Consider the following 24,793-nt stretch of genomic DNA (forward strand, 5'->3'; position numbering starts at 1 on the left):
GGCACCCGGCTCACAATCGGGCCGCCGTCATCGCTCACCCCGCGGTCATGTCCGGGAGATCGCGGCTGAACGCTCTGGGGATCACGCACGCGAGCGCGCCCGCCAGGAACGACCCGCCGTACGCCATGGCAACCTCGGACGCCGTCTGTAGCGAGTCTGGCCGGGCAAACGTGAAGAACGCCAGGTGCATGCCGACGAGCACAAGCCCGCCGACGAGCGCGGTCTGGAGCGGCCCGCACACGCGATGGAACACGGCCTCCATCCCCGTGACGATCAGCGATGTAAGAATCGCCAACGCCCCCCCGATCAGGCCCATGACGAGGGTCGCAGTCACGATCCGGCGCAGGGCCACGCCGAGGACCACGGCCTTCGCCCTGGTGTCGTCGGGAAGCCTCTCCCAGTTCGTCCATACCGGGAGCCCGTGGTGATACGCCGAGAGCGCCACGGCGATCACGCACGAGCCGATGAGGATGCCCAGCGGGGTGAGTCTCAGCCGACGGTCGAGGCGATTCTTCCTCCGGAGCGGCTCGGGATCGTCGACGATCGACGGGGTCGGCCTCTTGGAGAGCGCCTGGCACTCCCCGCATCGATAGGTGTACTCCCACGTCTCCTCGACCTTTCGGACCGGGCGCGTCTTCTGGACGAGCCCGATCTCGCCCGATCCGCCGCATCGCCAGCACCTCGACACCTTCGGCGTGTGGTACCGGGGCGCCGAGCCTTGCATCTTCATGTCGACGTCCTTGAAACCCCCGCCGTCGGGGACATTCACTACGCCGCCGGACGAGGAGCCGGACGAAACGAATCCCCCGTCCCCTCCTCCAGTCCCATACCCGGAGCCGGAGCACGACGGGCATGCCATGCTCTCGGGGCCATACGGCTCCTGGACGACGTACACCTTCCTGGACAGGCACTCACGATGCACAAGTACCTGACGCACCCACTGGGCCTTGCACTCCCGGCAGGTGCACGACGCCAACCGCTCCTTGCACCCGGCGATGACCCGGCGGTACACCCGCAGAGGCCACCCCAGCATGACCACCAACAGCGCCAGCCAGAACATCACGACGAGCAGGTTCTGGATCATGGCCGATCCCTTCGTGTTCCAAGAGGCACGGCGAGTTCAGGGTGAGAGACGGAGGGGAGCGCAAGGGAGATCGGGGGGAGGGGGCGGGGGCGGGGGGCAGGGGGGTTGGGCGAAGCGAACGTCCTACGCCACCCGCCCAGACTGTATCTCGGCCTCCACATGGGCACTCGAGGAGGCGCCCGCAGGACCGCCCGCCCCCCCGCCCCCGCCCCCCACTCGCCCATGGTCCACCACAGTCCCCGCACGTCCTCAGGGTCCCCGCACGTCCAAAGGATCTGGAGCGTGACGACGCGGGACGGATCACCACCCGCCCGACGTTCGACACCCAACCCGAGGTGATGGCTCAGAGCATCCCTCATCTCGGGGCACCCGGCGCTCGTGGTGGCGTGGGCTCGGGCCGGCCGTCGTCGTTACTCCATCACCACAAGATCCACAGCCTCGAAGACGCCGGCGTTGATCCGGATCACGAGCATCTGGGACGGGCGCGGCGTATGTGGATAGCGCAGTTCCCCGGGAGCATCCGAGAACTGGCCAGTGGGCAAGAGCGCCGAGTCCGGGCACCCGATCTTCTCGACGATCTCCGAGGGCGAGAGTCCCTTGAGCGGGACCGCGAGCGCCGCGAGGGACCCCTCGGCGAACGTGCCGGTGTCCTTCTTGCCCTCACCCTTGGCGACATCACTCCCGCCGCCTTTGCCCACCAGCCGCTCGATGGCGGCCCGCGTGCGCAGGTCGCTGTATGGCTCCTCGCAGAGTTCGGTGTACAGCACGTGCGCCAGCGCGACCTTCTTATCCACGAACCGAACCACCAGCACGTCCTTGGGGCCGGGCTTGCCCTCGACGATTCCCACGCCGGCGCCCTTGTCGTCGAGCACGGGCGCCCTCGTCCACGCGACGCCGCCGTGCTTGGCGAGCGACTCGGTGGCCTGCTCGACCGTCATCCCGCGTTGCACGTGCAGGAAGGTCAAGTCGGCGAGGGCGAGGTCGGTGCGGGCCTCGCCGGGCTCGAGGTCCTTGTACGCGTCTGGCCCGAAGGAGAGCCGATCAAAGGTCGTGCAGGTCGCAAAGACCGGGGTCACGGTCTTGGGGTCCACCACCGTGCGGGTCGGGTTCTGCGGCTTGTCCTTGACCACCGCGGCGGCGCGGACGGGGACCTGCCGCTCGAGGAAGTACATGAGTTCGTCGAGTTCGATCTTCCCGTCCTTCACGCGATCGGCCCGGCACTCGACCAGGGCGTCGACGAGGGCCTCGGTGAAGACGCTCATCCCGCTCTGCCCGACCTGCGAGAGTTGGTCGGGGCGGCAGGCCAAGATGCAGTGCACGTCGCGGACCTCCGTCGCGGTCTTCTCGAAGCCCTTGTCGTTGCGGCAGCAGTCGAGCATGAGGATCCGCAGGGCGGCGCGCGAGGCGGCCATCTGCCCCTTGATCCACTCGATCTCGACGGCGTCGTCCCGGGCGATGATGACGCTCTTGCCCCCGATCACGTCGCCGTGCGTGGAGATATAGATGAGCAGCGTGTCCACCTCGGAGACCGCGGCGCAGAGGGCGGCGACCTCGTCGCGGACCTTGGCGGCGGTGGGCTCGACGCCCTCGCCGTCGGCGACGACCCGGCACGAGTACCCGCGCGGGCCGAGCGTGGCGGCGAGGGTCTTGGCGTCGATGACGCACTGCGGGAGGGGCGTCTGCTCAATGCCTTTATACGCGGCCTGCCCGACACCAATGAGCAATGCCCGCCGACGCGGGATGAGCATCCCCCGCAGCGACAGGGACTCCTTCGGCGGCGCCGACGCCGCCGGTTCAGCGGTTGGATCGGCGGTTGGATTCGCGGGTTGGGCTGGAGCCGGTGCCTTGGCGGGCGACGACGATGAAGGCGGCGTCGAAGCGGGTTGAGCCGCGCCGGCGAGCACGCCGACCGTCAACGCCACCACGCACGCGGCCACGCCAACGAATCGGAAGGTTTGGAGCATGCCAGACTGTATCTCGGCCTCCACACGGGCACTCGAGGAGACGTCCGCCCGCCCCCCGCCCCCACACCCCCACGCCACCCGCCCCGTGTCGAAGATGAATCAGGCCACCACGATCGTCCTCGAAACGCTCGTCATCGGCCTAAAGCGGCTGGATCGTCACCATCGCCGCCCTCACGCTCGATCCCTTCCCCCCCACCCGCCACCCCGGCGCCTGGGCGTGGTTCTGGTGAGGGCACAGGTCGACCAAAGTCCCCGCACGTCCTCAGGGTCCCCGCCCCCCCGCACGTCCGAAAGGATCTGGAGCGTGGACGACGCGGGACGGATCACCACCCGCCCGACGATCGACACCCAACCCGAGGTGATGGCTCAGAGCAGCCATCATCTCGGGGCACCCGGCGTAAGGGGTGCCACATTGGCGGCGAACGCTAGGACTGCCTCGACGCGACTGTGCACCTATGAGTAGGACGAGGGCATACGAAGCGCTCAGGCCCGGCTACCGGCCTAGGGTGTCTCATGCCACTAGCATTCCTGAAACCATTACTGTAGATTCACCTGACGACACAATGGCCGGGTACACATTTCATAGTCTGTCTGATGCCGATTTTGAGGATCTCGTCTGCGACTTGCTAGGCGCAGAGCTTGGCGTGACGCTTCAGCCGTTTGCCAAGGGACGTGACTCAGGTATCGATCTATTACACGGTACTCGTATTTATGACAGCATGCTGGTGCAATGCAAGCACTATTGTCGCTCGAAGTACGCCGACCTGAAGCACAAGATAATCACTACAGAACTGCCGAAGATTGTAAAACTAAAGCCATCGCGGTTCATTCTGTCAACGTCGTTAGATCTGACTCCGCAGAATAAAGATGAACTTCTGAATATTCTTACGCCATACTGCAAAGGTGTAAACGACATATACGGAAATGCAGATTTGAACGCACTGCTCCGTACGCACAGTGATGTTGAGAATGCCCACTACAAACTTTGGCTGACGAGTGTCCCCGTGCTCCAACGTATGCTTCGACACGGTGCCGCGATGTGGAACGCGATGTCTAAGAACGACATCGAACGTCAAATGTCGTTATATGTTCAGACGGACGCTTTCAGTGTTGCGATGAATATTCTTCATGCGAATAACTACTGCATACTCTCCGGCATCCCAGGAATCGGCAAGACGACCTTGGCACAAGTACTAGTCGCCAAATTGATGGATGATGGATATGAGTTGATTGCTGTGCGAGACAATATACATGAGGCATTTGATTCCCTACACCCGGAAAAAAGGCAGGTTGTCTACTACGATGATTTTCTAGGTCAGTCAAGTGTTAGTGAGAAACTAGGAAAAAACGAAGATCATGGTATTGTTCGCTTGCTCACACATGCCCGACATACGAAACATCTGAAGGTCGTCTTAACAACACGAGAGTACATTCTAGAAGATGCGAAGCGTGTCTATGAACCGTTGAGCCGCACCAATCTCGATTTGGCGAAGTGCATCATTAAAGTTGAAGACTATACGCGAGGTCATCGCGCAAGGATCTTGTACAACCATGTGTATTTTTCAGATTTACCTCGCGAATATGCCATGTCGGTATTAAAAGACAAATGTTATCGCCGTATTATTGATCACAATGGTTATAGCCCTCGCATTGTTGAATGGATGACACTTGGGGCTGGATCATACGGTGTGCCACCATCGCAGTATGTCGATAAGTTTGTGCAGTCGTTAGATAATCCGTCACATCTATGGCAACATGCATTTGACAATCAAATCAATGATGATGCGAGGGCTATTCTTTTCACACTTGGTACAATCGAAGGATGGATGGGGCTCGATGAACTACGCAATGCATGGGCACGAATACGAAGGATTGATTCCAGTGAAGTATCCACGATAGAGAACAGGAAGAGATTTATTGATGCGATGAGACAACTCGAAGGATCGTTTACACGAAGCACTCGAGATGGCTCCAGATCTGCTATCAGTTTTCATAATCCATCCATAAAGGACTATGTACGGAAGCGGATAATAGACGAATTCGATGTCCGTAGATCGCTGCTTAGTCACGCAATATATTTCGAACAAGTGGACTGTTTAGTCAATATAGGATTGGATGGCAAAGTTGGCACCGTTCCGAGTGGCCTGATTCCAAACAACCATGAGTTGCATACGGCGATCCGACGAACGATCCATATGAAAGCAGGAACGTACCGTCTCATACACATCGCTAGTCATCTTGTGCCAGACGTATTTCTAGTAAACGTAGACGTGTGCAAGAGGTTGTCGAAACTCATTGTTTGGGCAAATGCGTATGATTCAATCGATCTATTGCAGATATGTTGCGATATCGCGAATGACCTTATACAGTCTGGAGATGCTGAACGTGTAGTATCACTCAATGGCTGTTATTTCCTCACGTCTTTGCAGAAAGCATTGCCCGGTAAAATTCAAGTCGATACGATAGTACATGCCTTTCTACCGATTATCGAATCACTTCTGTGCAAGTTCCCTTCTAGAGAAGATTGGCTGATTTGGACGCAGTTTGTGAAGGAAAATGGACATCTCATTCCAAAGGACGTTCTCGAAGAATGGTCATATCGTGTCGAATCATTTTGCGTAGAGGAGATCGATAATCTCATCGAGAATGCGGTCTTTACTTCGGATCTAGAGGAAGGATATGATGAAGTCCAGCAGCTCGCTGAATATTGGGACATATCCACAAGACTGGCTTGGGATACGGTTTACGAGAAGATAGCCCAACTAACTGATTATGATGACACGCAAGATTATGATGATGACCGGACTGATGAACCATCCATTGATCGAACGGCCGACAGTGATGCTGCGATTGACCAACTCTTCAACTCACTAAGCGAATAGGCGAGTGAGTAGGGCGCGTAGAACTAAAGTCCACTCCCCCGTACCTCCGGACTTCGGTATTCGTCGGCCCCAAGGGTCCACAGAGCCGTCCCCCCCCGCTCCACGCGACGCGGGGGGCGTGGCACTGAAGTCCGGTTCCTCCGGACTTCAGTGTTCGGCTGTGCCACCGGATCACATTCCGTCCTCCATCCCCCAATGAACCGAACCCGGTCCACGCGGCTCGGTTTTTCGTCCCTGTGACGCACTTTTTCGTCCCTGTGGCGCACTTTTTCGTCCCTGCGTCGCGATTTTTTGTCCCTGTGGCGCGGTTTTTCGTCCCTGCGGCGCGGTTTTCTGTCCATGGGGCGCGGTTTTACATCCCAGTGGCGCGGTATTTTTCGTCCCACGGTCCTGTCTCATTGTCGATGGGACGCTCCGTGTCCTTACTGGAGCGATCCGCTCGGTCGATCCGGCGCTCCTTTTCCTCGGGGGAGAGGAGTACTTTCTCGTCGGAGCGAGGCCTTTCCTCAACACGGCGCTCCGTTCCCGCGACGGAGTGGCGCGTTCCATCGATGGTGCGGGCCATGGCGTCGAAGGAGCGGGCCATTCCATTGATGGAGCGGAGCGCTCCGTTGACGGAGCGGAGCATTCCATCAACAGAACGGACCATTCCATCAACGGAGCGGAGCGTTCCATCGACAGAACGATGCGTTCCATCGATGGAGCGGAGCATTCGGTCAACGGAACGGAGCATTCCGTCAATGGAGCGGAGCATTTCCTGGCCCGATTCCGGCGCCAGAGCCTTCCAGAGGGCGGTCAATGGCCGAACGGGGGCCGAAATCGGGCCGGAAACAGGCCGCGATTGCGCGGCGGGGGGGCGGGGGGGCGGGGGGGCGGGGGGGCGGGGGGGCGAGCCGCCTCACACGATTTTTCCGGAAATTTCGGATTCGACTGAATCGCCCTCACGATCCGCACGATCGTCACTTCCGGCGGCAACGAACGCAAGTTCGTTCTGCTCGTGAATGAAGATCGGTGTCCCGTGTGGGACACCGCGCGAGCCGGGCGACACTCGAGAGCGCCGCCAGAAGGACAGGCCAAAATGGGAACTTACCCCACATCGCCTCGGTTGGATTTCCTGCAGTGGTGCAAGACGCACGCCGATGTCTTTACGAACTCGGCGGCCGCGATCGGGCTCTCTCCCGCGAGCGCCGCATCGTTTTCCGCGGCGTACGACGCGGCCCGCGCCGCCGTCGATGATCAGGACGCCGCCAGGGAGGCCGCCAAGGCCGCGACCCAGGAGGCCCTTGATAAGGTTCGCGCCCTCATGGAGTCGGCGAGCCAGACCGTCTCCACCATCCGCGTCTTCGCCGAGAGCACCAACAACCCCACCGTCTACAACGTCGCCCAGATCAACCCGCCCCAGCCGCACACCGCCATCCCGGCGCCCAACCCGGCGACGGACCTCTCGGCGACGCTCGACGCGATCTCCGGGAATATCACGATCCGCTGGAAGGCGACGCAGCCCCTGGGCGCCGCGGGCACGACGTACAGCGTCCTCCGCCGCGCCGCGGGCCAGGCCGACTTTGTGAACCTCGGCTCGACACGCAGGAAGTCGTTCGTCGACGAGGGCTTCTTCGCCGGGCCCGACAGCGTCGAATATAAGGTGCAGGTCGTCCGCGGCGGGATCTTCGGGCCCGTCTCCGCGACGCTCTTTGTCACCTTCGGACGCGTGCAGGGGAGCGGCCAGGGCTTCACCATCTCGAGCACGACCAGCAGCGACGAGGAGTACGGCGTCGCCGCGTGAGCGGCAGAGCCGCTCGAAATGGCCAAATTGGACAACGTAGGCACGAGGCCTCGGAGGATTCCGGGGCCTCTTCATTTGGTCATTTGGTCATTTGTCCATTTGGTAGTTTGGCTTTCCAAACCCCGCCGCACTCGGGGCAGGTGATGCGGGCGTCGGCATCGGGCGGGAGGGCGGACACGTCGTAGTGGCACGAGGGACAGAAGCCCGCGGCGAGCCGGCGACGATTTCTCGCTCGCACGATCCACACACGACACACCGCGACCATGAGGAGCACGCCCCACATGACGCCGGAGTTGATGAGAAACCCCGGCCAGAGCGGACGCCAGGGAATCGATGGGAACCTCGATGGTGTCCGGTCGGGATAGAGTCCCAGACTCCGCCACGGCTGGCGATACGAAAGACGCCGGAACGGCTGGACGACCGTGGACTCATCGAGCCACGGCTCGCCGGGTGGAACGGCCCGTCCGGCCCAGACGGCGGGCGCGGGCCAGCCCGAAACGAGCACAGCGTACTGGGACCACTCCGGAGGATCCGAACACAGTGGCGGCAACACGCCCGCTCCATCCCGTTGGCGCCACAGATCGACAACCCTTGACCAGGCCTCGGGCGGAGCCTCGGGGTCCGAGTCCCACGAGTGCTCGCACTGCACCACCACGAACGATCTCATTCTTTCGAGCACGATCTTCGCGTCACCCACGCTCGCGGTCCACCAGGGATCACCTACAAATGGACCGCTCAGTTGGCCCCAGGCCACTGTGGCGCTCCCGACATAGGCGCATGAGACGGACCACACCCACGCGAGCACGGGTGACAGGAGCAGGGTCACACGAATAGACCTGGCGAATGATCGTTCCATGCAATCCATCGGCCGGCGTGTCCGCGAGCCGACGGCAGGGTGTGGTACTCACGATCACAGCGGCGGCGGGAGAGCGGATCTCTTCCACACCCCGCCGCACTCGGGGCAGGTGACGCGGGCGTTGGCGTCGGGAGCGAGCGCGGCCACGTCGTAGCGGCAGGAGGGGCAGAGGCCGGAGGCAAGATACCACCACTTCATGGAGTCGCGGGTGAGGGCGTGGACGAGGCGGCGCTTCAGCGGTTCGCACGGGTAGAGGAATGCAAAGAGCACGAAGAACCAGACGAAGAGCTGGATCGCGTACACGGGCGTGTTCGAGGACCACGCGGGGGCGAGAGAGGCGCCGCCGGATCTCATGAACACCACCACGAAACCCCACCAGATCGGGACCACGATGAGAATCGCGGCGAAGTAGGCGAGGGCATGCCCGCCGATGACCCGCCAGCGATTCGGAATCCGCCAGATCCGGATCTTGTCCGACCGCCGCGTCCTGGCGAGCGTGAACTCCTTGCCCGTCTCGTCCTCGATCACGACGCGAGCGCGGAAGATGGCGAGCAGGAGACGGCGGAGCATCGCGAAAGGGTACCGCAGGCTGCGCCCGCGGAAACTGCCAAATGGTCAAATGACCAAATGGCCAAAGAGGACAACGACAACGTATGGGGTCTCGGAAGATTCCGGAGCCTTTGTATTTGGTCATTTGACCATTTGGCAGTTTGGCCATTTCCCGGCGTCCGCCGGGCGCGGTAGACTGTCTCTATTCAGAGTCCATAAATCCTGAGTCTTCGGAGGGTTCACCATGTCGCAGACCACCACCGCCGCACGAACTGGCTCCCACCCCGCCGGGCGCCCCCCCCGCCCGGCCGACACCCGCAACGTTCTCCTCGCCGGGTCCGCCTCGACCGGCAAGACCACCCTGACCGAGGCCCTTCTCCACGCCGCCGGGGCCATCCCCGCCGCCGGGACCATCGACGCCGGCACCACCGTCAGCGATCACAGCGACGAGGAGAAGCACCACAAGCACTCCCTCGTCCCCGGGTTCGTGCACTTTGACTTTGAGGACCACGAGGTCCACCTCATCGACTCGCCGGGACGGGCGGATTTCCTCGGGCAGACGTTCTCGTGCCTCGCCGCCGTCGAGACCGTGGCGGTGGTGATGGATGCCGGTCGCGGGATCGACTCGGTGACGCGCCGCGTCATGAACGCGGCGAAGGACCGCGGCCTTCCCCGCATGGTCGTCATCAACAAGATCGACGACACCAACGCCGACCTCGAAGCCCTCGTCGAGCAGATCCGCGAGGCCTTCGGCAACGAGTGCCTTCCCATCAACCTCCCCACGCCCGGGCGAAAGGACGTCGTCAACGTCTTCGAGCATGACGGGACGGACAAGGCGGGCGATAAGGCTGAGTTCAGTTCGGTGCACGAGGCCCACAAGAGGATCGTTGAGCAGGTGATCGAGGTGGACGACGACCTGACCGAGCAGTATCTCGAGAAGGGTGAGGGCGGCGGGGGGGGGTTCGATGCCAAGAAACTCCATAATGCCTTCGAGAAGGCGCTCGAGGAGGCCCACCTCGTCCCCATCTGCTTCGTCTCCGCGAAGACGGGCGCGGGCGTCAAGGACCTGCTGCACATCCTCGCGAGCCTGTGCCCGTCGCCCGACGAGGTCGGCATCGCCGAGTTCGTCCGCAAGGACAAAGAAGACGAGCCGGCCCGGGAGTATGTCTGCGAGCCCAACCCCGATGGCCGCGTCGTCGCCCACGTCTTCAAGATCTTCAACGATCCGTTCGTGGGGAAACTCGCCGTCTTCCGCGTGCACCAGGGGACCGTCCGCCACAAGCAGGACCTGTACGTCGACGACCAGAAGAAGCCCCTGCGGATCGGGCACCTCTTCAAACTGCAGGGGAAGAAGCACGTCGAGGTCGAGGCGCTGGGCCCGGGCGAGATCGGTGCCGTGAGCAAACTGGACGAGGTCCACTTCAACAGCGTCCTCCACGACAGCCACGACCTGGACTCCTTGCGCGTGAAGCCCTTGCCTATCCCCAAGCCGATGTTCGGCCTGGCGATCGAGCTCAAGAACCACGCCGACGAGACCAAGTTCTCCGCCGCGACGCACAAACTCATGGCCGAGGACCCGACCTTCATCGTCGAGCGCATCAACGCCACGAAGCAGACGGTGATGCGCGGGCTGGGGGAACTGCACCTGCGCGTCGTGCTCGAGAAACTCAAGAACCAGGCGGGGGTCGAGCTGCTCACCTCGCCCCCCAAGGTCGCGTACAAGGAGACGATCGCGGGCAAGGCCGAAGGGCACCATCGCCACAAAAAGCAGACCGGCGGCGCGGGCCAGTTCGGCGAGGTCTATCTCCGCGTCGAGCCGCTGGCTCAGGACCACGCCGAGGGCTTCGAGTTCCGCAACGAGACCGTCGGCGGGAGCATCCCGCGCCAGTTCATCCCCGCGATCGAGAAGGGCATCCGCCACGTGCTGCAGGACGGCGCCTTCGCGGGCTATCCCATGACGAGCATCGCCGTCTCGGTCTATGACGGGAAATACCACGACGTGGACAGCAAGGAGATCGCGTTCATCACCGCGGGGCGCAAGGCCTTCATCGACGCGATCGCCAAGGCCAAGCCCACGCTCTTGGAGCCGTATGTCGATCTCGAGATCACCGCCCCGGCTCGCTACATGGGCGACATCGCCGGGCACATCTCGACCAAGCGTGGGCGCGTGCAGAGTTCCGACGTGGTGTCCGGCGACTCGTGCATCGTGCGAGCCACGGCCCCGCTGGGCGAACTCCAGAACTACGCCAACGAACTCAAGAGCATGACCGGCGGCGCGGGAACGTTCGCGATGGACTACAGCCACGACGAGCGCACGCCGCCGCAGGTCCAGCAGGCCGTCGTCGCCGCGTACAAGCCCCACCACGAGGAGGATTGACCAGTGTCCACGGCCTCCAGCACCACGCCCTCTCCAAACCGAGTTCCCGTCATCCTCCTCATCGGCTTCCTCGTGCTCGTCGGCGGCGGGCTGTGGTACGCGGTCGATTCGTTCGAGAAGACCAACCGCGTCGACGCCGCCGGCCCGGAGTCCATGAGGCCGGCGCCCGCGTCGTCACTCCACGATCTCGCCGCGGCGGGCACCTTGGACGACGCCGCCATCGCCGCCGCACAGCGCGCCGGGAGCGATCTCAACGCGGCCTTGCCCACGCCGATCTCGGGCGAGCGAGGCCTGACGCCGCTCATGCTCGCGTCGCTCCGCGCCAAGCCCAACGCGGTGCGGGCGCTCCTCAAGGCCAAGGCCGATCCCGATCTTCGCTCCAAGGAAGGCAAGACGGCCCTCTTCTTCGCCGCGGGTTGGGGCGGAATGGATTGCGTCGAGGCGCTGCTCTCGGCCAAAGCGTCGGTGGACGCGCGGACGGATCAGGCGTGGAGCGCGCTCATGATCGCCGCCGCCCGTGGCGAGGGCGCGTGCGTGGATCGGTTGATCGAGGCCGGGGCCGACGTCCGCGCCCGCAACCGCTGGGGGCAGACGCCGCTCTCGCTCGCCGCGATGCACGCGAGCCTCGATGTCGCGAAACGTCTCTTGAAAGCCGGCGCGCCGATCGCCGATGCGGACAACGACGGCGTGACGATCCTCGCGCACGCCGCCAAGTCCCCCGCGGGCGACGAGAACGCGATCGAGTTGCTCCGACTCCTGCTGGATTCGGGGGCCAACCCCAACACGCCGGGCGTCGATGGCGTGACGCCGCTCATGTGGGCCGCCGATGCCGCCGACCAGCCGCGGATCCTGCTCCTTCTGAACAACGGCGCCGACGCCAACGCGAAGGACAAGGACGGACGGACAGCATTGGACTGGGCTAACGCGCGCGACGACGACAACGGCCGCGCCGCCGCCGCGGTGCTCAAGGACGCGATGCGCTGATCGAGCGTCTTACCCGATGAACTTCTTCAGTTCGGGGACCGCGCCAAGCAGTTTGTCCACCGTTCCGGCGCCGGCTTTGTCTTTGAGATAGCCCGCGAGGAGATTGACAAACGAGCCGGCCTTGTCGAGGCTCAGACCGGAGTTGGAGAGGAAGCCGAGCGCGCCGAGTGCGTCGCCACCCTTGCCGCCGAGCAGTGACCCGGCCGCGCCGAGGATGCTGCTCCCGCCCTGCTTGGCGCCGCCGAGCACCGACGACGCGGCCCCGAGCAATCCGCCCAGACCGCCGCCCCCACCACTGCTCGCACCGGGGTTGCCGCCCAGGCCCTTGAGCAGGTCGGACGCGCCGGGCACGCTGTTCATCACGCCGCTGAACGCATCAGCAGGCGCGTTCTTCTGCAGAAGCCCGAGCACACCGCTCGTGGCGCTCTTGGCCTGCTGCTCGTTGATGCCCAACTGCTTGACCGCCATCTGAATGAACTCTTGCATGATCCACCTCCGGTTCGCGCATCGCCGTCGCGCGAGCGTGCCACTCGTGGGCCGGCGCCGGCCCATCGAGTCACCGTAGGTCCGCGCATGAGCTCTGAGTGCGAAGTGCAAGCGTCACATGCTCACGCAACAGGGATGCGCCAAGGGTGTACACAACATTGTCAAAGTGAAAAAATGAACGTCCGGCGTAAACCGCATGCACAAACCGAACCCGCAGAACCGCTTAGGCCTGGAGCGCCTTGCGCGCCTCGTCGAGCAATCGCTCCACGGGGAACGGCTTAAAGAGCACGGCCTGCAACCCCTCCTGCGAGGCGCGCACGATCGAGTGGTGCGGGTCATACCCGAATCCCGTCATCAGAATGACCGGGGTCGATTCCATCTCGCGTTTGACCGACGAGAAGACCTCGTAGCCGTTGCGGTCGGGCATGCGGATGTCGCTGAGAACCAGGTCGAATCGCACGCCCGCCTCGACGGACTTGTCGATCTCGATGATCGCCTTCGCGCCGTTCTCGCAAACCGTGACGATACAGCCATGATGGCGAAGGACGTGATCGAGGATCTGGCGGATCTTGGGCTCGTCGTCTGCGACGAGAATGCGCTTGCCGCGATAGATCGGATCGATGTCGGTCGTGCTCAGCGCCTTCTCGACGCCCAGGAGCGTCGTCGGGCCACGCGCACAGTCTTGCACTCGCTCGCGGATCGAGACGACATCGGTCGCGATGCGCTCGAGCGCCGCCGAGGCGTGCGGATCGCCCGCGGCCTTGGCTCGAAGCTGCTCGACCAGGGCCGCGATGTCCCGCAGCGGCTCCTCCAGTTCCCCCTCGACGCGCCCCGAGACGCTCTGGTTGGTCGTGCTGCGCTCGATGACGAGAAGATCGAGCATGTGCATCGACATCGCGATGTATCGCGCGAACATCTCCGCCAACTGCCGGTCACGCTCGGTGAAGGCGTGGTCCACCAGGCTCTCGACGTTCATGATCCCGATCACGCGATCATTCAACTTGAGGGGCACCGTCAGCGACGACTTCGCCCCCGACACGCCGGGCAGGAAGAGATCGTCCTTCGAGACGTCGCCGCAGATGTAACTCCGTCCGGTGACGGCGACATAGCCGCTGATCCCGCACCCCTCGAGTTTCGGGTAGATCTCGAAGAGATCGAACTCGGGGGGCAGCCCGTGCCCCATGACCAGTTCGAGTTTCCCGGTCTTGTCATCGAGCAGACGAATCGCGAAGTGATCGAAGTGCAGGAGATCTCGCGCGAAGCGGATGATCTTCTCCTCGATGAACTTCAGCCGCTCATGGGCGTTGAGTTTCCGCACCGAGTCCGCGTCGAGGTTGACTAGTTCGCTCCCCGCCTGGTCGATCGAGTCGATCTGGCGCTTCAGTTCGCGCGACGCCGTCGAATCGCGGACGATGACGGCGATCGCCGGCTGTCCGAGTTGAAGCGGACAATCGGGATCGCGCGCGAAGGACTCCACGCTCGTGGGCCCGAGCGGGCACAACTCCATCTCGAAGTGCTTCCCGCCGACCGAGGCCATCGCCGAATGCCGGACGACCTCGCGTGCGGGCTTGGTGTCGCCGATCAACGCGGGCCCGCTCTCGCGACAGATTCTCGCGACTTCGGCGAGCAAGGCCGAGCCCCACACTCGAATCGGTTCATTCGCCCACAGGACCGTGCCGTGGACATTCACGAGGCAGACACCCTCGCCGATCGCGTCGAGCATGAGAACGGACCACGCGACCGCGTCCTTGCGCGGCTCGTAGTCCCTGGGTTTGCCCGTCAACGAATCGCCGTCCATGTCGTTGCCGCTACCAGTCGCCTGGGCTCCCGATGACCCCGCCGTCGACCCGGATGGAGAACTTCCTCCACGGTCATCGGCGGAAGCACACGAAGCGTCATTGGAGCCCACGGGATTCATGTCCTTGAAACTATCGGCGTGTTTCACGCCCCGAGACGCTTGTGGCCACAGATTAGGGTGCCATCCCCCACGTCGGCGTCATCATGCGAACAAAATACGAAAGTGATTCCTTGAACCCTTCTCACTCTTGCGCGTCCCACGTCCATACCGATATTGGACGCTAGCCGATGATCACCGTTTCACGTGTTCATAAAAAGTTCGGGAAGATCCATGCGGTTCGTGGCATTACGTTCGAACTCGTGCCCGGACAGGTTGCAGGTCTTCTTGGTCCCAATGGGGCCGGGAAGACGTCGACCATCCGCATGATCACGGGGTACTCCACCCCCGACAGCGGGCAGGTGAGCGTGGGAGGCTATGACGCCCTCCAGCAGCCCCTCGCGGCGCGACGCTGTGTCGGCTACCTCCCCGAGGCCGCCCCGCTCTATCCCGAGATGAGGACCGTGGACTACCTGACCTATCGAGCGCGGTTGTATGGCATGGATCGGGCGATGCGTGCCTCGGCCGTTCGTCGAGCCATCGACCGCTGCTGGTTGGGTGACGTCGCCGTTCGACGCGTTGGAAAACTGAGCAAGGGGTACAAGCAGCGAGTCGGCCTCGCGGCGGCCCTGCTGCACGAGCCGCCCGTGCTGGTCCTCGACGAGCCGACCAACGGGCTGGACCCGAGCCAGATCCGTGAGACACGCGAACTCATCAAGGAACTCTCGAAGGAGCGCACGATGCTCGTGAGTTCCCACATCCTCGCGGAGATCGAGCGGCTGTGCAATCGCGTCATCATCATGGCGCGGGGCGAGGTCCGCGCCGACGCAGACCCCGCCGCCCTCGTCGCCAAGGCGCGCGAGCGTGCGTCGTACGTCGTCCAGTGCCGGCGTTCACGCCCCGGCGACGACGATCGCATGTACAAGGTCTGGCAGAACATCCCGCACATCGCCGACATCCAGCCCGACACGCCCGACCGGGCCGCGACGGTGCAGGGGTGGTCGATCTGGATGCTCGCCGCCAAGCCCGGCGCGCCGGACCTTCGCGAGCAGATCGCCCAGGCGGCCCTCGACGCGGGCGTGCTCATCCGTGAACTGCGCCATGAGGTCCCCACGCTCGAGAAGATCTTCCTGAAACTCGTCGAGGAGGCCCCCGAGCAGGCCAGGGCGGTGCCGGCATGATCGCCCGCGTCCACGCCATCGCCTCGCGAGAGTGCGGCTCGTTCTTCAGGCTCCCCGCCGGGTGGATCGTTCTCGCCCTCTTCGCGCTGCTCTGCGGCACGCTCTTCACGCTGCAGACGCTCGTGCCGGGATATCCCGCGACGATGCGCGGCTTCTTCACGCTCTCCGGGTGGCTCCTTATCCCCGTCGTCCCCGCGATCTCCATGCGACTCTTCAGCGAGGAGTATCGCAGCGGCACGTTCGAGGCCCTCGCCACCTCGCCCGTCGGCGACCTCTCCCTCGTCCTGGGCAAGTTCCTGGGCGCGTTCCTCTTCCTGCTCATCATGGGCCTGCCCAGCGTCGTGCTCTCGCTCGTGCTCTTCAAGGCCAGCGACCCCAAGCCCGAGATCGGACCGATTCTCACGGGTTATCTCAGCCTTGTCCTCCTCGGCTCGTTCTACCTCGCGATTGGGCTCTTCATCTCGTCCCTCACCGCGAACCAGACGCTCGCCTTCCTCGCGACGCTCTTCGTGCTCATCGCGTTCCTCGCGGGGCCCGCGGTCGCCATACACAACGGGCCCGCCTGGGTCCGCCCGATCGCCGACCTGCTCTCGCTCGACATCCGCACGCGTGACTTTGCCAAGGGCGTCGTGGACACGCGTCACCTTATCTTCTTCGTCTCCTCGATCGCCCTCCTGATCACGCTCGCCTTCGCCTCCGTCCACTCCAGGAGATGGCGCGGATGAGCACGCCGACCCCCCATCAATCCAACACACCCGCGCCAGCCCCCGAGCCCAAGGCCGCCGCATCAAAGCCCGCCGTGTTGTGGGTCCGCCCGGCGCGCCTCTCGATGGGCGTTGGGCTTGCCGTCCTGGCCGTCGCCGCGTGCGCCGTCATGCTCAACGTGCTCGCGGAGAAGTTCCCCAAGCGTTGGGACCTCACGGCCACAAAGTCCCAGGCGCTCGCGCCGCGCACGGAAAAACTCCTCGGGCGACTCTCGGGCAACCACGAGATCATCCTCGCCCACCAGTTCTCGACCGAGGTCGATCCCCAGGCTCGCCAGCGCGTCGCCGACGTTCTCCGTGAGTTCGAGATGGCCTCGCCCAACGTCCGCTCACGATGGATCGACACCAACTCATCGAACGGCAAGGCCGAATACGCCTCGCTCGTCGCCGACCTTGTCGCGCGCGATCAGCAGAAACTCGACAACGCCAAGGCGGCGGTCGAGGCGGCGAATGGCATGGTCGCCGCCGGCGCCAAAACGCTGCGAGAGGGCCTCGCCGCCGACCTGCTCGAAGCCCGAAACCGGATCTCCGGCTCGACTCAAGAAGACTCGCAACTCCGCCTGCAACTCGAGCAGGCCGCGGGCGCCGCCGGAGTCACGGCCACGGATCTCGAGACCGCCGCCAGCAGCGCAACCGACGCGCTCGCCGAGCGGACGGCGGACATCCCCCTTCCCGAGACCGACAAGGCCGCGGGCGTGATCCGCGCCGCCGCCACACTCGCCGCGTCGAACCTGAGTGGATTAGCCCGCGACCTCCGAGCACTCATCGCGAGCGGGAAGGCCGCCGCGGGAATCGAGCAACTCCAGTCCGCCGCGACACGGTCCGAGCATGTCCGCGACCAACTCTCCCTCGCCGCCGAGCCCCTCGCCCACCTCATCCGCCCCGATGTCCTCCGCATCACCGCCGCGTTGCGTATGGGAAGCGTCGGTCTGGCGCTCGGACCCGAATCCGGCTCGCTCATCGGGATCGACCTCGACGCGCTCTTCCCCACCACGCCCTGGATGAACTCCACGCAGGCATCACCGGTGGATGTCGGGCGTCGCGCTGAGGAACTCTTCGCGTCGGCGCTCTCCGCGATCGGCGGCACACCCGCGCCCATCGTCGTCTTCGTCCACGCCGAGCCTCGGGCGTACCTCGACCAGTTCAGATTCCTCGATCTGCTCATCCAGCGCCTCAACACCCGAGGGATCGACACCGTCGAGTGGCCCTGCCTGCTCCAGGAATCGCCGCAACTCCCGCCGACCGATCCCGCGAGGCCAAAGCCCGTCGTCTATGTCACGATTCCCCCCGACGCCACGGCCCCCGCGGGCGGACCCAACGAGCAACCGGGGCAGCAGCGAGCCTCCAAACTCGCGGAGGTCGTCTCCAAACTCGTCGTCGACAATCAGCGCGTGCTCCTGAGCCTGAATCCCTCGACGCTTCCGACGATCGGCGACAAGGACCCCTTCGCCGCGATCCTCGCCCAGTTCGGAATGTCGATCAGTTCCGCGCGTCCGCTCATGGTCGAGACGCCGACCTCCGGGCGCGGGCGTCTCGTCGAGCCGGGCGTTCTCGTGCAGCCCCCGCAGGGACGCCACCCGATCAGCCGCGCCATCGCGGGCCTGCCGACGTATCTGCTCTGGCCGCTCCCGATCGTGCGGAGCGAGAACCCGCCCGGCGACAACGTGTCGATCGAGCCGCTGATCGTGCAGAAGGCGCCGCAGACCAACGTCTGGGCCGAGTCGGCGTGGCTGCAGTATTACCAGGCCCGTGCCGAACAGCGCGCCATGATGCCCAACAAGCCCGAGTACAACGAGGGACGCGATGATCGCGAGTCGCCCTCGGGGTTGAGCCTGCTCACGCGTGACTGGGTTCTCGCCGCCGCCGCCGAGCGCGAGACCTCCAAAGGTCCGCAGCGTCTCGTGGTCGTCGGCTCGAACGGGTGGTTCATCGATGCCGTCGCCCAGCGTGCGGTCACGATCGACGGACGCCTTGTCGCGCGGAACCCCGGGAATACCGAGTTCTTCGAGGCCGCCGTCGCCTGGCTCTGCAACCAGGACGACTCCATCGCCCAAAGCCCAATCTCACGCACGCTGCCGGTCGTGATCCCGCTCACCGACCAGAAACTCTCGATCCTCCGATGGGTCCTCATCGCGGGGATGCCGGGGCTGATCCTGCTGCTCGGGATCGCGTATCGCGTGATCCGCGGCTGAACGGTTCAACGGACTCATCGACGCAGACGTTCGCGCCACGCGCGCGCTCACACCGCATGGTGATGCTTGGGCCGTGAACTGCGGCTCGGGAGCCGGCCGCCACACGCCGCACTCCGGGCACATGATGCCCTCGCCTCGCTCGAGCGATTCGCCGTCGCCGGCGCGAGCCGGAACACTCGTCTCTGACTCTTCCAACCCGGCCAGGTTGTACCCGCACGAGCCGCAGTGTCCATCGGGCGACCTTCGCGGCAGACACGCGATGTACAGCCCCATCAGCACGACAAATCCGCCATACGGATAGAGGATCTCCTGCATCAGCGTGATCTGGATGCGTCCGTTCGACCATCGCCCGATCTCGTAGTGCACATACCCCACCATCGCGACGCCCAGGCCCGACGCGATCGTGAGCGCAAAGCCCCACACCGTCCGCCGATATCTGGCGATGACGTACCACACGATCACGGCATAGAACATGAAGAACAGCACGCTCGGCTCCGCCCCGATCCACTCGACGCTTCACTCGCCGATCCGAGATTCAGCGAATCATTCTCCAAGGACTCTACGCCGCGCTATCGACCCGCCTTGAAGAACGTGCGCAGCGAGTCGAGGATGTCGTCTCGCGAGTTCACCTTCGCCGTCACAAGGCGGGGACCAAGTTCATCGGACTCGCCGGTCGGGAAGGCCTCGTTCAGGACGCCCAGGAAACTCCCGCTCCCATACGCCGACGCCACTTGGCAATACCCGAACATGTTGCAGATCGGGAGCAGATCCTGCTGGAGCAACTGCACGCACAGGCGATTGTCGGCATCGGACGAGTTGTCGCCATCCGAGAAGTGGAAGAGGTACACGTTCCAGTCCGTCGGGTCATAGTGGGCCTTGAGCAGGTCTTTCGCGCAGTAGAGCGCCGACGAGATCCGAGTCCCGCCGTCCTCCTTCACGCTGAAGAACGTCTTGCGATCAACCTCGGCGGCCCGAACATCGTGCACGATGTACCGGCTCTCGATCCCCTCATAGTTTCGGCGAAGCCACGTGTCGATCCAGAACGCCTCCAGACGCACGAGTTCCTTCTGCTCGTCGCCCATCGAACCCGACACGTCCATCATGTACACGATCGCGGCGTTGCTCTGGGGCTTCTTCACCTCGCTCCACGTGCGAAAGCGAAGGTCGTTTTTGATCGGGATGATCACCGGGTTCTCGGGGTCGTACGTCCCAAGCGTGAGTTGCCGCTTGAGCGCCTCGCGATACGTGCGTTTGAAGTGGCGCAGCGACGCCGGCCCGACCGGTCGGATCCCCGTGTACTTGTCGCGGATCGAGGTGATGCGATGCTGCCCGCGCGGCTGGATGCGAGGGAGGCTCAACTCCTCCGCGAGGATGTCCGCGAGTTCCTCGATCGAGACATCGACCTCGAGCAGGTGCTGTCCCTCCTGCTCGCCGCCCTGGCCCTTGTTCCCCTGGCCGACGCTCTGGCCCTCTTCGCCCTCACCCATGCCCACGCCGCCGGAGTTGTCGCCATACCGAAACGTGGGAATGTCAATGTCGTGGACGGGGATGGAGACGTACCGCCCGCCCTCCTTGCCGATGAGATCGCCTCGCGACAGGAACCGCCGAAGGTCCTTACGGATCTTCCCCCGGACGATCTGCCGGAAGCGTTGATGGTCTTGCTCGATCTTGTTCACCATCGTGCCCGTCCCTGGACTGCCCACCACCCGATTCGCACGAGCCCCGCCCCGGCTCCCATACACCGCCACATCACCTCGACCCCTGCATCACTTCGTCGCGACCGCACAACACCCTTGAATCGCGGTCAATTGACGGCAACTCACGCCCGCCGAACACCCCAGCACCGAACGATTATGGGGCGTTCCCGTCTTGTTCGATGCTCGCCGATCCATCGGGTTCCACGGCGTTCGTTCCCTGCCTGCCCCTGGCCACGCGTCTAGCGACCCACATCGCCCCGATCATGCCTAGAGGGAGGATCGCAAGCAACTCGACGCCTCGGTGCACCAACTCGGCCGCCAGTCGCTGGTCGCGCGTCGTCATCGAGACCGTCCCGACCGCCCACACCGGAAGCACCGCCCCCACCACGCCGATCATCCACTCGCGCAGGCCCAGCCCGTTTCCCACGATCGGGATCGTCATCGAGACCTGCGCGATCGCGGTGTAGGCGATCGCCTGCGACCACGAGAGATCCAGGCCCGCCGCCGAGAAGACGATCGCGTATCTCGCGGCCCAGCAGAGCATGTCGGCGTACCGCGCCGCGAAGGCCAACGCCGTGCGCGCGACGCCGCCCCGCCCACCGGATTGATGGCGCATGAGAATCGCCACGCCGAACGCCGCGATGAGTGGCAGCACAACCGCGCCCACCTGCGCCCACGCGACGATCCCGCGATCCGGGCGCAGAACCGTCGCGCCAAGAAACGCGAGCGTCAGCACCGCGCCCGCCGAGAGCAGCAGCGACCGGAAAAGAATCACCGCCGACTCACGCACCGGGATCGCGTTGTACGTCCGGTGATACGCCATCCGCCCCAGCATCCCCGCGCGCAGCGGCAGGTAGTTGCTCAGGTTCGCCCCACAGATCAGGAAGAACAACTCGCGAGCGCCGACCCGCGCTCGCCCATGCTTGTCGAGCGGCGTAAGAAACCAGAACGTCGCGCTCGTGCACACGAGATTCAGCGCCACCAGCCCCCACACCCCCGCGAGCCTGGGCGCATTCCCCGCGGTAATGGCGCGTCGGATCATCGAGATTGCCTCGCGATCACGCCACACCATCGCCCCCGCCAGCCCGATGAGTATCGTGGCGATCGCGAACCCGACCACCTGACGCACGACCCGGGCGCGCTCCTTGCCGGTGTTGGGCACGGGTGAAGGCATCACGGCCCTGTCGGGGTTCCGGCGCCCGTCGCGGCCGGCACGCCCTGTGGCCGGAGCACCACGCCCAAATCACGGAAACGAATCGCCGCGCCCACACCTCCCGCGAGTCCCGTGCCGCGCACGGCATACGGCCGACCCCCATCCGCGAGGCGCCGCCTCTGGATCTCCACGAGCAAACGCAAATCCGCGTCGCCGCTCGCGCTCGCCCGCTCAAAGATCGGCAGGTCTGCCGACGCCGCCCGAGTCACGATCACCAGCCCGAGCAGCGAGACCTCGGCCTCGTTCAGCACGGCATCATCGAACGCCTTCAGCGATGGGATCTCACCCGATGGCGGAAGCGCCGCGATCGCCCATCGGCGCGACGCCACGTCCCACGTCGGATACGCCGTCGCCAATGCCCCCGCGAGCGTCTCAAGCCCGCCCGCCTCGGTCGTGATTCCTTCTCTCATGGCGAACACCGCACGGACCGCGGTGAGGAGCGTGGGCAGATCGCGCGACGCCGCAGTCTTCACACGCTCGACCAGTTCCGCCGGTGTCTGCCTCGCCTCGGGGATCGCGCCCCGCACGATCGACTCGGTCTGGGTCTCGACGCAGCCGGGTCCTTTATCTCGCCCTCCGCCCGGAAGATCCACGAATCCCTGGAGCACGCGCCACCTCGTGCGCGTCGCCACGCCCGACGCCGTCTGAGACACCCATGCCGTCGGCCCGATCTCGAGCGGGAACTCCGCCTCGAGCGACTCGCCGGGGTTCAGCCGAAGCCGATGGGCGCAATCAAGCACTTCCGGAAAGACCAGCGAGATAAAGACATCAGGCCCCGCGGAGAATGAGGGCGCGAACATCACTCGCGAGTTGATCGGCTTGCCCACGCCCAGTCCGAGCGGGATCCGAGAGATATTCCTGAGTTTGACCTTCGCCATCGCTCGATCGAGCGCCCCCGCCGACGTTGGCATCACCTGCACGCTCAGCGTCTCGAAGGTCTTCGGCTCGCGGATCATCAGATCGACCCACGCCGGGATCCCTTCCGCGAACGCGTCGGCCGCCTCGGCGTCCTTCCACGCGATTCCTGACGATTCCATGAGCGCCCGCGCTTTGAGGCTCGCGATCGCGCCCGCCGGCGACAAGGGCGAGGCGCTCCACGCCCCGCGCAGCCCTCGCACGCGAGTCGCCGTGTCGCTGGCTCGCTCCCCCGAGATTGCCCGCGACCATGCGATCCAGACGGAATCGCCCAGGTCGTCGGCGTTCGCCGGCGATGAGCCGCTCCGCGCCACAGCCAACGCACGCAGCGCCTGCGCCTCGGGATCGGCCGACTCCAGACCCTCGATCGCCTTGGGGAGATCCGCCTCGATCGCCTCAGCATCGATCCCCGTGATCGCGCGCCAACAGGTGAGCGTCGCCCAACTCCGCCGGATGGTCCCCTTCACATCCTCCTCGCTCATCCCCTCGGGGCGTTTGAGCGGGTCGAGAAGGTTGATCGCGTTGGTGTCCACCGTGGCCTTGAGATCCGCCATCGCGCGTGCGAGGCGGTCGGCATCTCCCATCGCCATCGCGCACGCGATCCGGATCGGCTCGTACTCGATGCTCAACCGGATGTCGTCCTCCGCGGGCAAGTTATCCGTCGGGAGCAGCGCCTCCTCGCGCGCCTTTCGCACCCGCGCGACCTCGGCACGCTGCTTCGACACTTCCAGATCGAGCGCGTCATAGACCTCCTCCGGCGTCGACGTCAGCCAGCGCAGCACGTACGCCTCGACCGACGACTCCCGGCTCAGCCGCTCCGCCGCAAGCGACCGCAGGTCCAGTTCGTTTGAATGAAACCGCTTGGCCGCCCCCCACGCCCCGGCTCTCGCGAACTCGATCGCCAGGCGGCGATGCGTGTTCGGATCGAGCGGATCCGCATACAGCAGATTCGACAGGAGATCCCACCGCCCGGACCGCGCGTCCACACGCTGCTCATAGACCGTGAGCGCCAGGAGCGCCGCGTCCTTGTTCGTCGAGTCCAACCGGATCGCCTGCGCGAGCAGTTTCCCGAATCCTCCCTCGTCGCCCTGCTCACGCTTCAGGAGTGCGGCATCGAGCGCCAATCGGCTGCGAATCGCGGGATCCAGGGATGCCCCCGCCGCACCGAGCACGCGTTCATACGCCGCAATCCGCTCGTCGGCCGTCTGCAACCGCGCGAACGTCGAGGAGAGCAGGCGTAACTTCGCGACCGAGTCCGCCGGGTCGAGTTCGATCACGCGGCGCGTGGCCCGATCGAGAGACGCCGCCTCGCCCCAGTTGTACGCGGCCTCCGCGGCCCGTCTGGCGAGCGACACATCGCCGGGCCGAAGTCGAAGCGCTTCCTCGAGCATGAAGTACGCCGCGGCATAGTCGTCCGCCGAGGGACGCTGCATCGCGCGAAGATCCATGAGCGCGACGATCGCGAGAGCGTCCGAGGTCACTTCCACGAGTGTCGGTGCCGCGGCGGCTTCCACCTCTCGAGGCGACTCAATCCGCGACCACGCGACGGGCGTCCATGCGCCGAACGCCCCCATCGCGCCCACGGCGATCAAGACCCGCGCCACACCACGCCTCGCGGCACGCCGTGCAATTGTGGAACTCAACCCATGCCTCCGCTGCTGACCAGCCAGACACCCGAGACGATCAGCCCGACCAGAAAGCCCAGGAACGTGATCGCCTCCGCCGCCGTCACCACACGACGGTCGGCCCGTGGGAACAATCGGTCCGCGACCAGCACCATGAACAGAAACGCGCCGCCCAGAATCCCCGCGAGGCCCATCTGGATCCGGATCGCCCCGGGGATCGACGAGAACATCCGCGGCGCCTCGAGCGTCACCCAGAACCCCGCCGACGCCATCGCCGCCGCCCACGCCGTAGCGAGAACCAGCAGAGCACCGCGATGGAATCGGGCCGAGACGATCACGCACGACTG

At 64.6% G+C, this 24,793-nt stretch carries 18 protein-coding genes; 7 read left to right on the forward strand and 11 right to left on the reverse strand.

The window, feature by feature from the left end:
- Window positions 1-34: 34 nt before the first annotated feature.
- The gene (locus tag IPK69_03610; GenBank protein QQS09717.1) at window positions 35-1,084 is read right to left on the reverse strand and encodes a hypothetical protein; all 1,050 of its coding nucleotides are present in this window, start codon (window positions 1,082-1,084) and stop codon (window positions 35-37) included.
- A gap of 410 nt (window positions 1,085-1,494) precedes the next feature.
- A complete protein-coding gene (locus IPK69_03615; GenBank protein QQS09718.1) occupies window positions 1,495-3,048 on the reverse strand; it encodes a caspase family protein in 1,554 nt (517 codons plus the stop codon).
- Between the two features lie 506 nt (window positions 3,049-3,554).
- Here IPK69_03615 and IPK69_03620 point away from each other — a divergent pair.
- On the forward strand, window positions 3,555-5,930 hold the full coding sequence (locus tag IPK69_03620; GenBank protein QQS09719.1) for a restriction endonuclease: 2,376 nt from the start codon (window positions 3,555-3,557) through the stop codon (window positions 5,928-5,930).
- Window positions 5,931-6,282: 352 nt separating this feature from the next.
- Here IPK69_03620 and IPK69_03625 read toward each other — a convergent pair whose 3' ends face one another.
- A complete protein-coding gene (locus IPK69_03625; GenBank protein ID QQS09720.1) occupies window positions 6,283-6,663 on the reverse strand; it encodes a hypothetical protein in 381 nt (126 codons plus the stop codon).
- Window positions 6,664-7,008: 345 nt separating this feature from the next.
- Between IPK69_03625 and IPK69_03630 the strand changes: the two genes are divergently transcribed.
- Complete coding sequence (locus tag IPK69_03630) at window positions 7,009-7,713, forward strand: fibronectin type III domain-containing protein (protein QQS09721.1); 705 nt, start codon at window positions 7,009-7,011, stop codon at window positions 7,711-7,713.
- Window positions 7,714-7,792: 79 nt separating this feature from the next.
- On the opposite strand, the gene IPK69_03635 is transcribed toward IPK69_03630, so the two are convergent.
- Entirely contained in the window at window positions 7,793-8,263 is a 471-nt protein-coding gene (locus IPK69_03635) for a hypothetical protein (protein QQS09722.1), read from the reverse strand.
- A gap of 360 nt (window positions 8,264-8,623) precedes the next feature.
- Window positions 8,624-9,139, reverse strand: a complete 516-nt coding sequence (locus IPK69_03640; protein QQS09723.1) for a hypothetical protein — start codon at window positions 9,137-9,139, stop codon at window positions 8,624-8,626.
- A gap of 223 nt (window positions 9,140-9,362) precedes the next feature.
- Between IPK69_03640 and IPK69_03645 the strand changes: the two genes are divergently transcribed.
- Window positions 9,363-11,495, forward strand: coding sequence for an elongation factor G (locus IPK69_03645; protein ID QQS09724.1), 2,133 nt, complete (start codon window positions 9,363-9,365; stop codon window positions 11,493-11,495).
- Between the two features lie 3 nt (window positions 11,496-11,498).
- A complete protein-coding gene (locus IPK69_03650; protein QQS09725.1) occupies window positions 11,499-12,479 on the forward strand; it encodes an ankyrin repeat domain-containing protein in 981 nt (326 codons plus the stop codon).
- A gap of 9 nt (window positions 12,480-12,488) precedes the next feature.
- Here IPK69_03650 and IPK69_03655 read toward each other — a convergent pair whose 3' ends face one another.
- Together IPK69_03655 and IPK69_03660 are read right to left on the reverse strand one after the other, a co-directional pair.
- A complete protein-coding gene (locus IPK69_03655; GenBank protein QQS09726.1) occupies window positions 12,489-12,965 on the reverse strand; it encodes a DUF2780 domain-containing protein in 477 nt (158 codons plus the stop codon).
- Between the two features lie 223 nt (window positions 12,966-13,188).
- On the reverse strand, window positions 13,189-14,763 hold the full coding sequence (locus IPK69_03660) for a response regulator (protein ID QQS09727.1): 1,575 nt from the start codon (window positions 14,761-14,763) through the stop codon (window positions 13,189-13,191).
- A gap of 287 nt (window positions 14,764-15,050) precedes the next feature.
- On the opposite strand from IPK69_03660, the gene IPK69_03665 reads away from it, so the two are divergent.
- The 3 genes from IPK69_03665 to IPK69_03675 are packed head-to-tail and all read left to right on the forward strand — an operon-like array spanning window position 15,051 to window position 18,996.
- A complete protein-coding gene (locus IPK69_03665) occupies window positions 15,051-16,040 on the forward strand; it encodes an ABC transporter ATP-binding protein (GenBank protein QQS09728.1) in 990 nt (329 codons plus the stop codon).
- Window positions 16,037-16,765: an ABC transporter permease subunit gene (locus IPK69_03670; protein ID QQS09729.1), complete on the forward strand. Its 729-nt coding sequence runs from the start codon at window positions 16,037-16,039 to the stop codon at window positions 16,763-16,765. Before IPK69_03665 ends, IPK69_03670 begins: the two co-directional genes overlap by 4 nt.
- On the forward strand, window positions 16,762-18,996 hold the full coding sequence (locus IPK69_03675; protein ID QQS09730.1) for a hypothetical protein: 2,235 nt from the start codon (window positions 16,762-16,764) through the stop codon (window positions 18,994-18,996). Before IPK69_03670 ends, IPK69_03675 begins: the two co-directional genes overlap by 4 nt.
- Before the next feature lie 569 nt (window positions 18,997-19,565).
- On the opposite strand, the gene IPK69_03680 is transcribed toward IPK69_03675, so the two are convergent.
- From IPK69_03680 to IPK69_03695, 4 genes are all read right to left on the reverse strand, one after another.
- Window positions 19,566-20,675 carry a DUF444 family protein gene (locus tag IPK69_03680; protein ID QQS09731.1) on the reverse strand — a complete coding sequence of 370 codons (1,110 nt, stop codon included), beginning with the start codon at window positions 20,673-20,675 and terminating at the stop codon, window positions 19,566-19,568.
- 172 nt (window positions 20,676-20,847) lie between these two features.
- Entirely contained in the window at window positions 20,848-21,855 is a 1,008-nt protein-coding gene (locus IPK69_03685; protein QQS09732.1) for a hypothetical protein, read from the reverse strand.
- Window positions 21,856-21,866: 11 nt separating this feature from the next.
- A complete protein-coding gene (locus IPK69_03690; GenBank protein ID QQS09733.1) occupies window positions 21,867-24,464 on the reverse strand; it encodes a hypothetical protein in 2,598 nt (865 codons plus the stop codon).
- Window positions 24,461-24,784 carry a hypothetical protein gene (locus IPK69_03695; GenBank protein QQS09734.1) on the reverse strand — a complete coding sequence of 108 codons (324 nt, stop codon included), beginning with the start codon at window positions 24,782-24,784 and terminating at the stop codon, window positions 24,461-24,463. Before IPK69_03695 ends, IPK69_03690 begins: the two co-directional genes overlap by 4 nt.
- Between the last annotated feature and the right edge of the window lie 9 nt (window positions 24,785-24,793).

This window comes from Phycisphaerales bacterium (assembly GCA_016699835.1).
In the GTDB taxonomy this organism is placed as follows: Bacteria; Planctomycetota; Phycisphaerae; order Phycisphaerales; family UBA1924.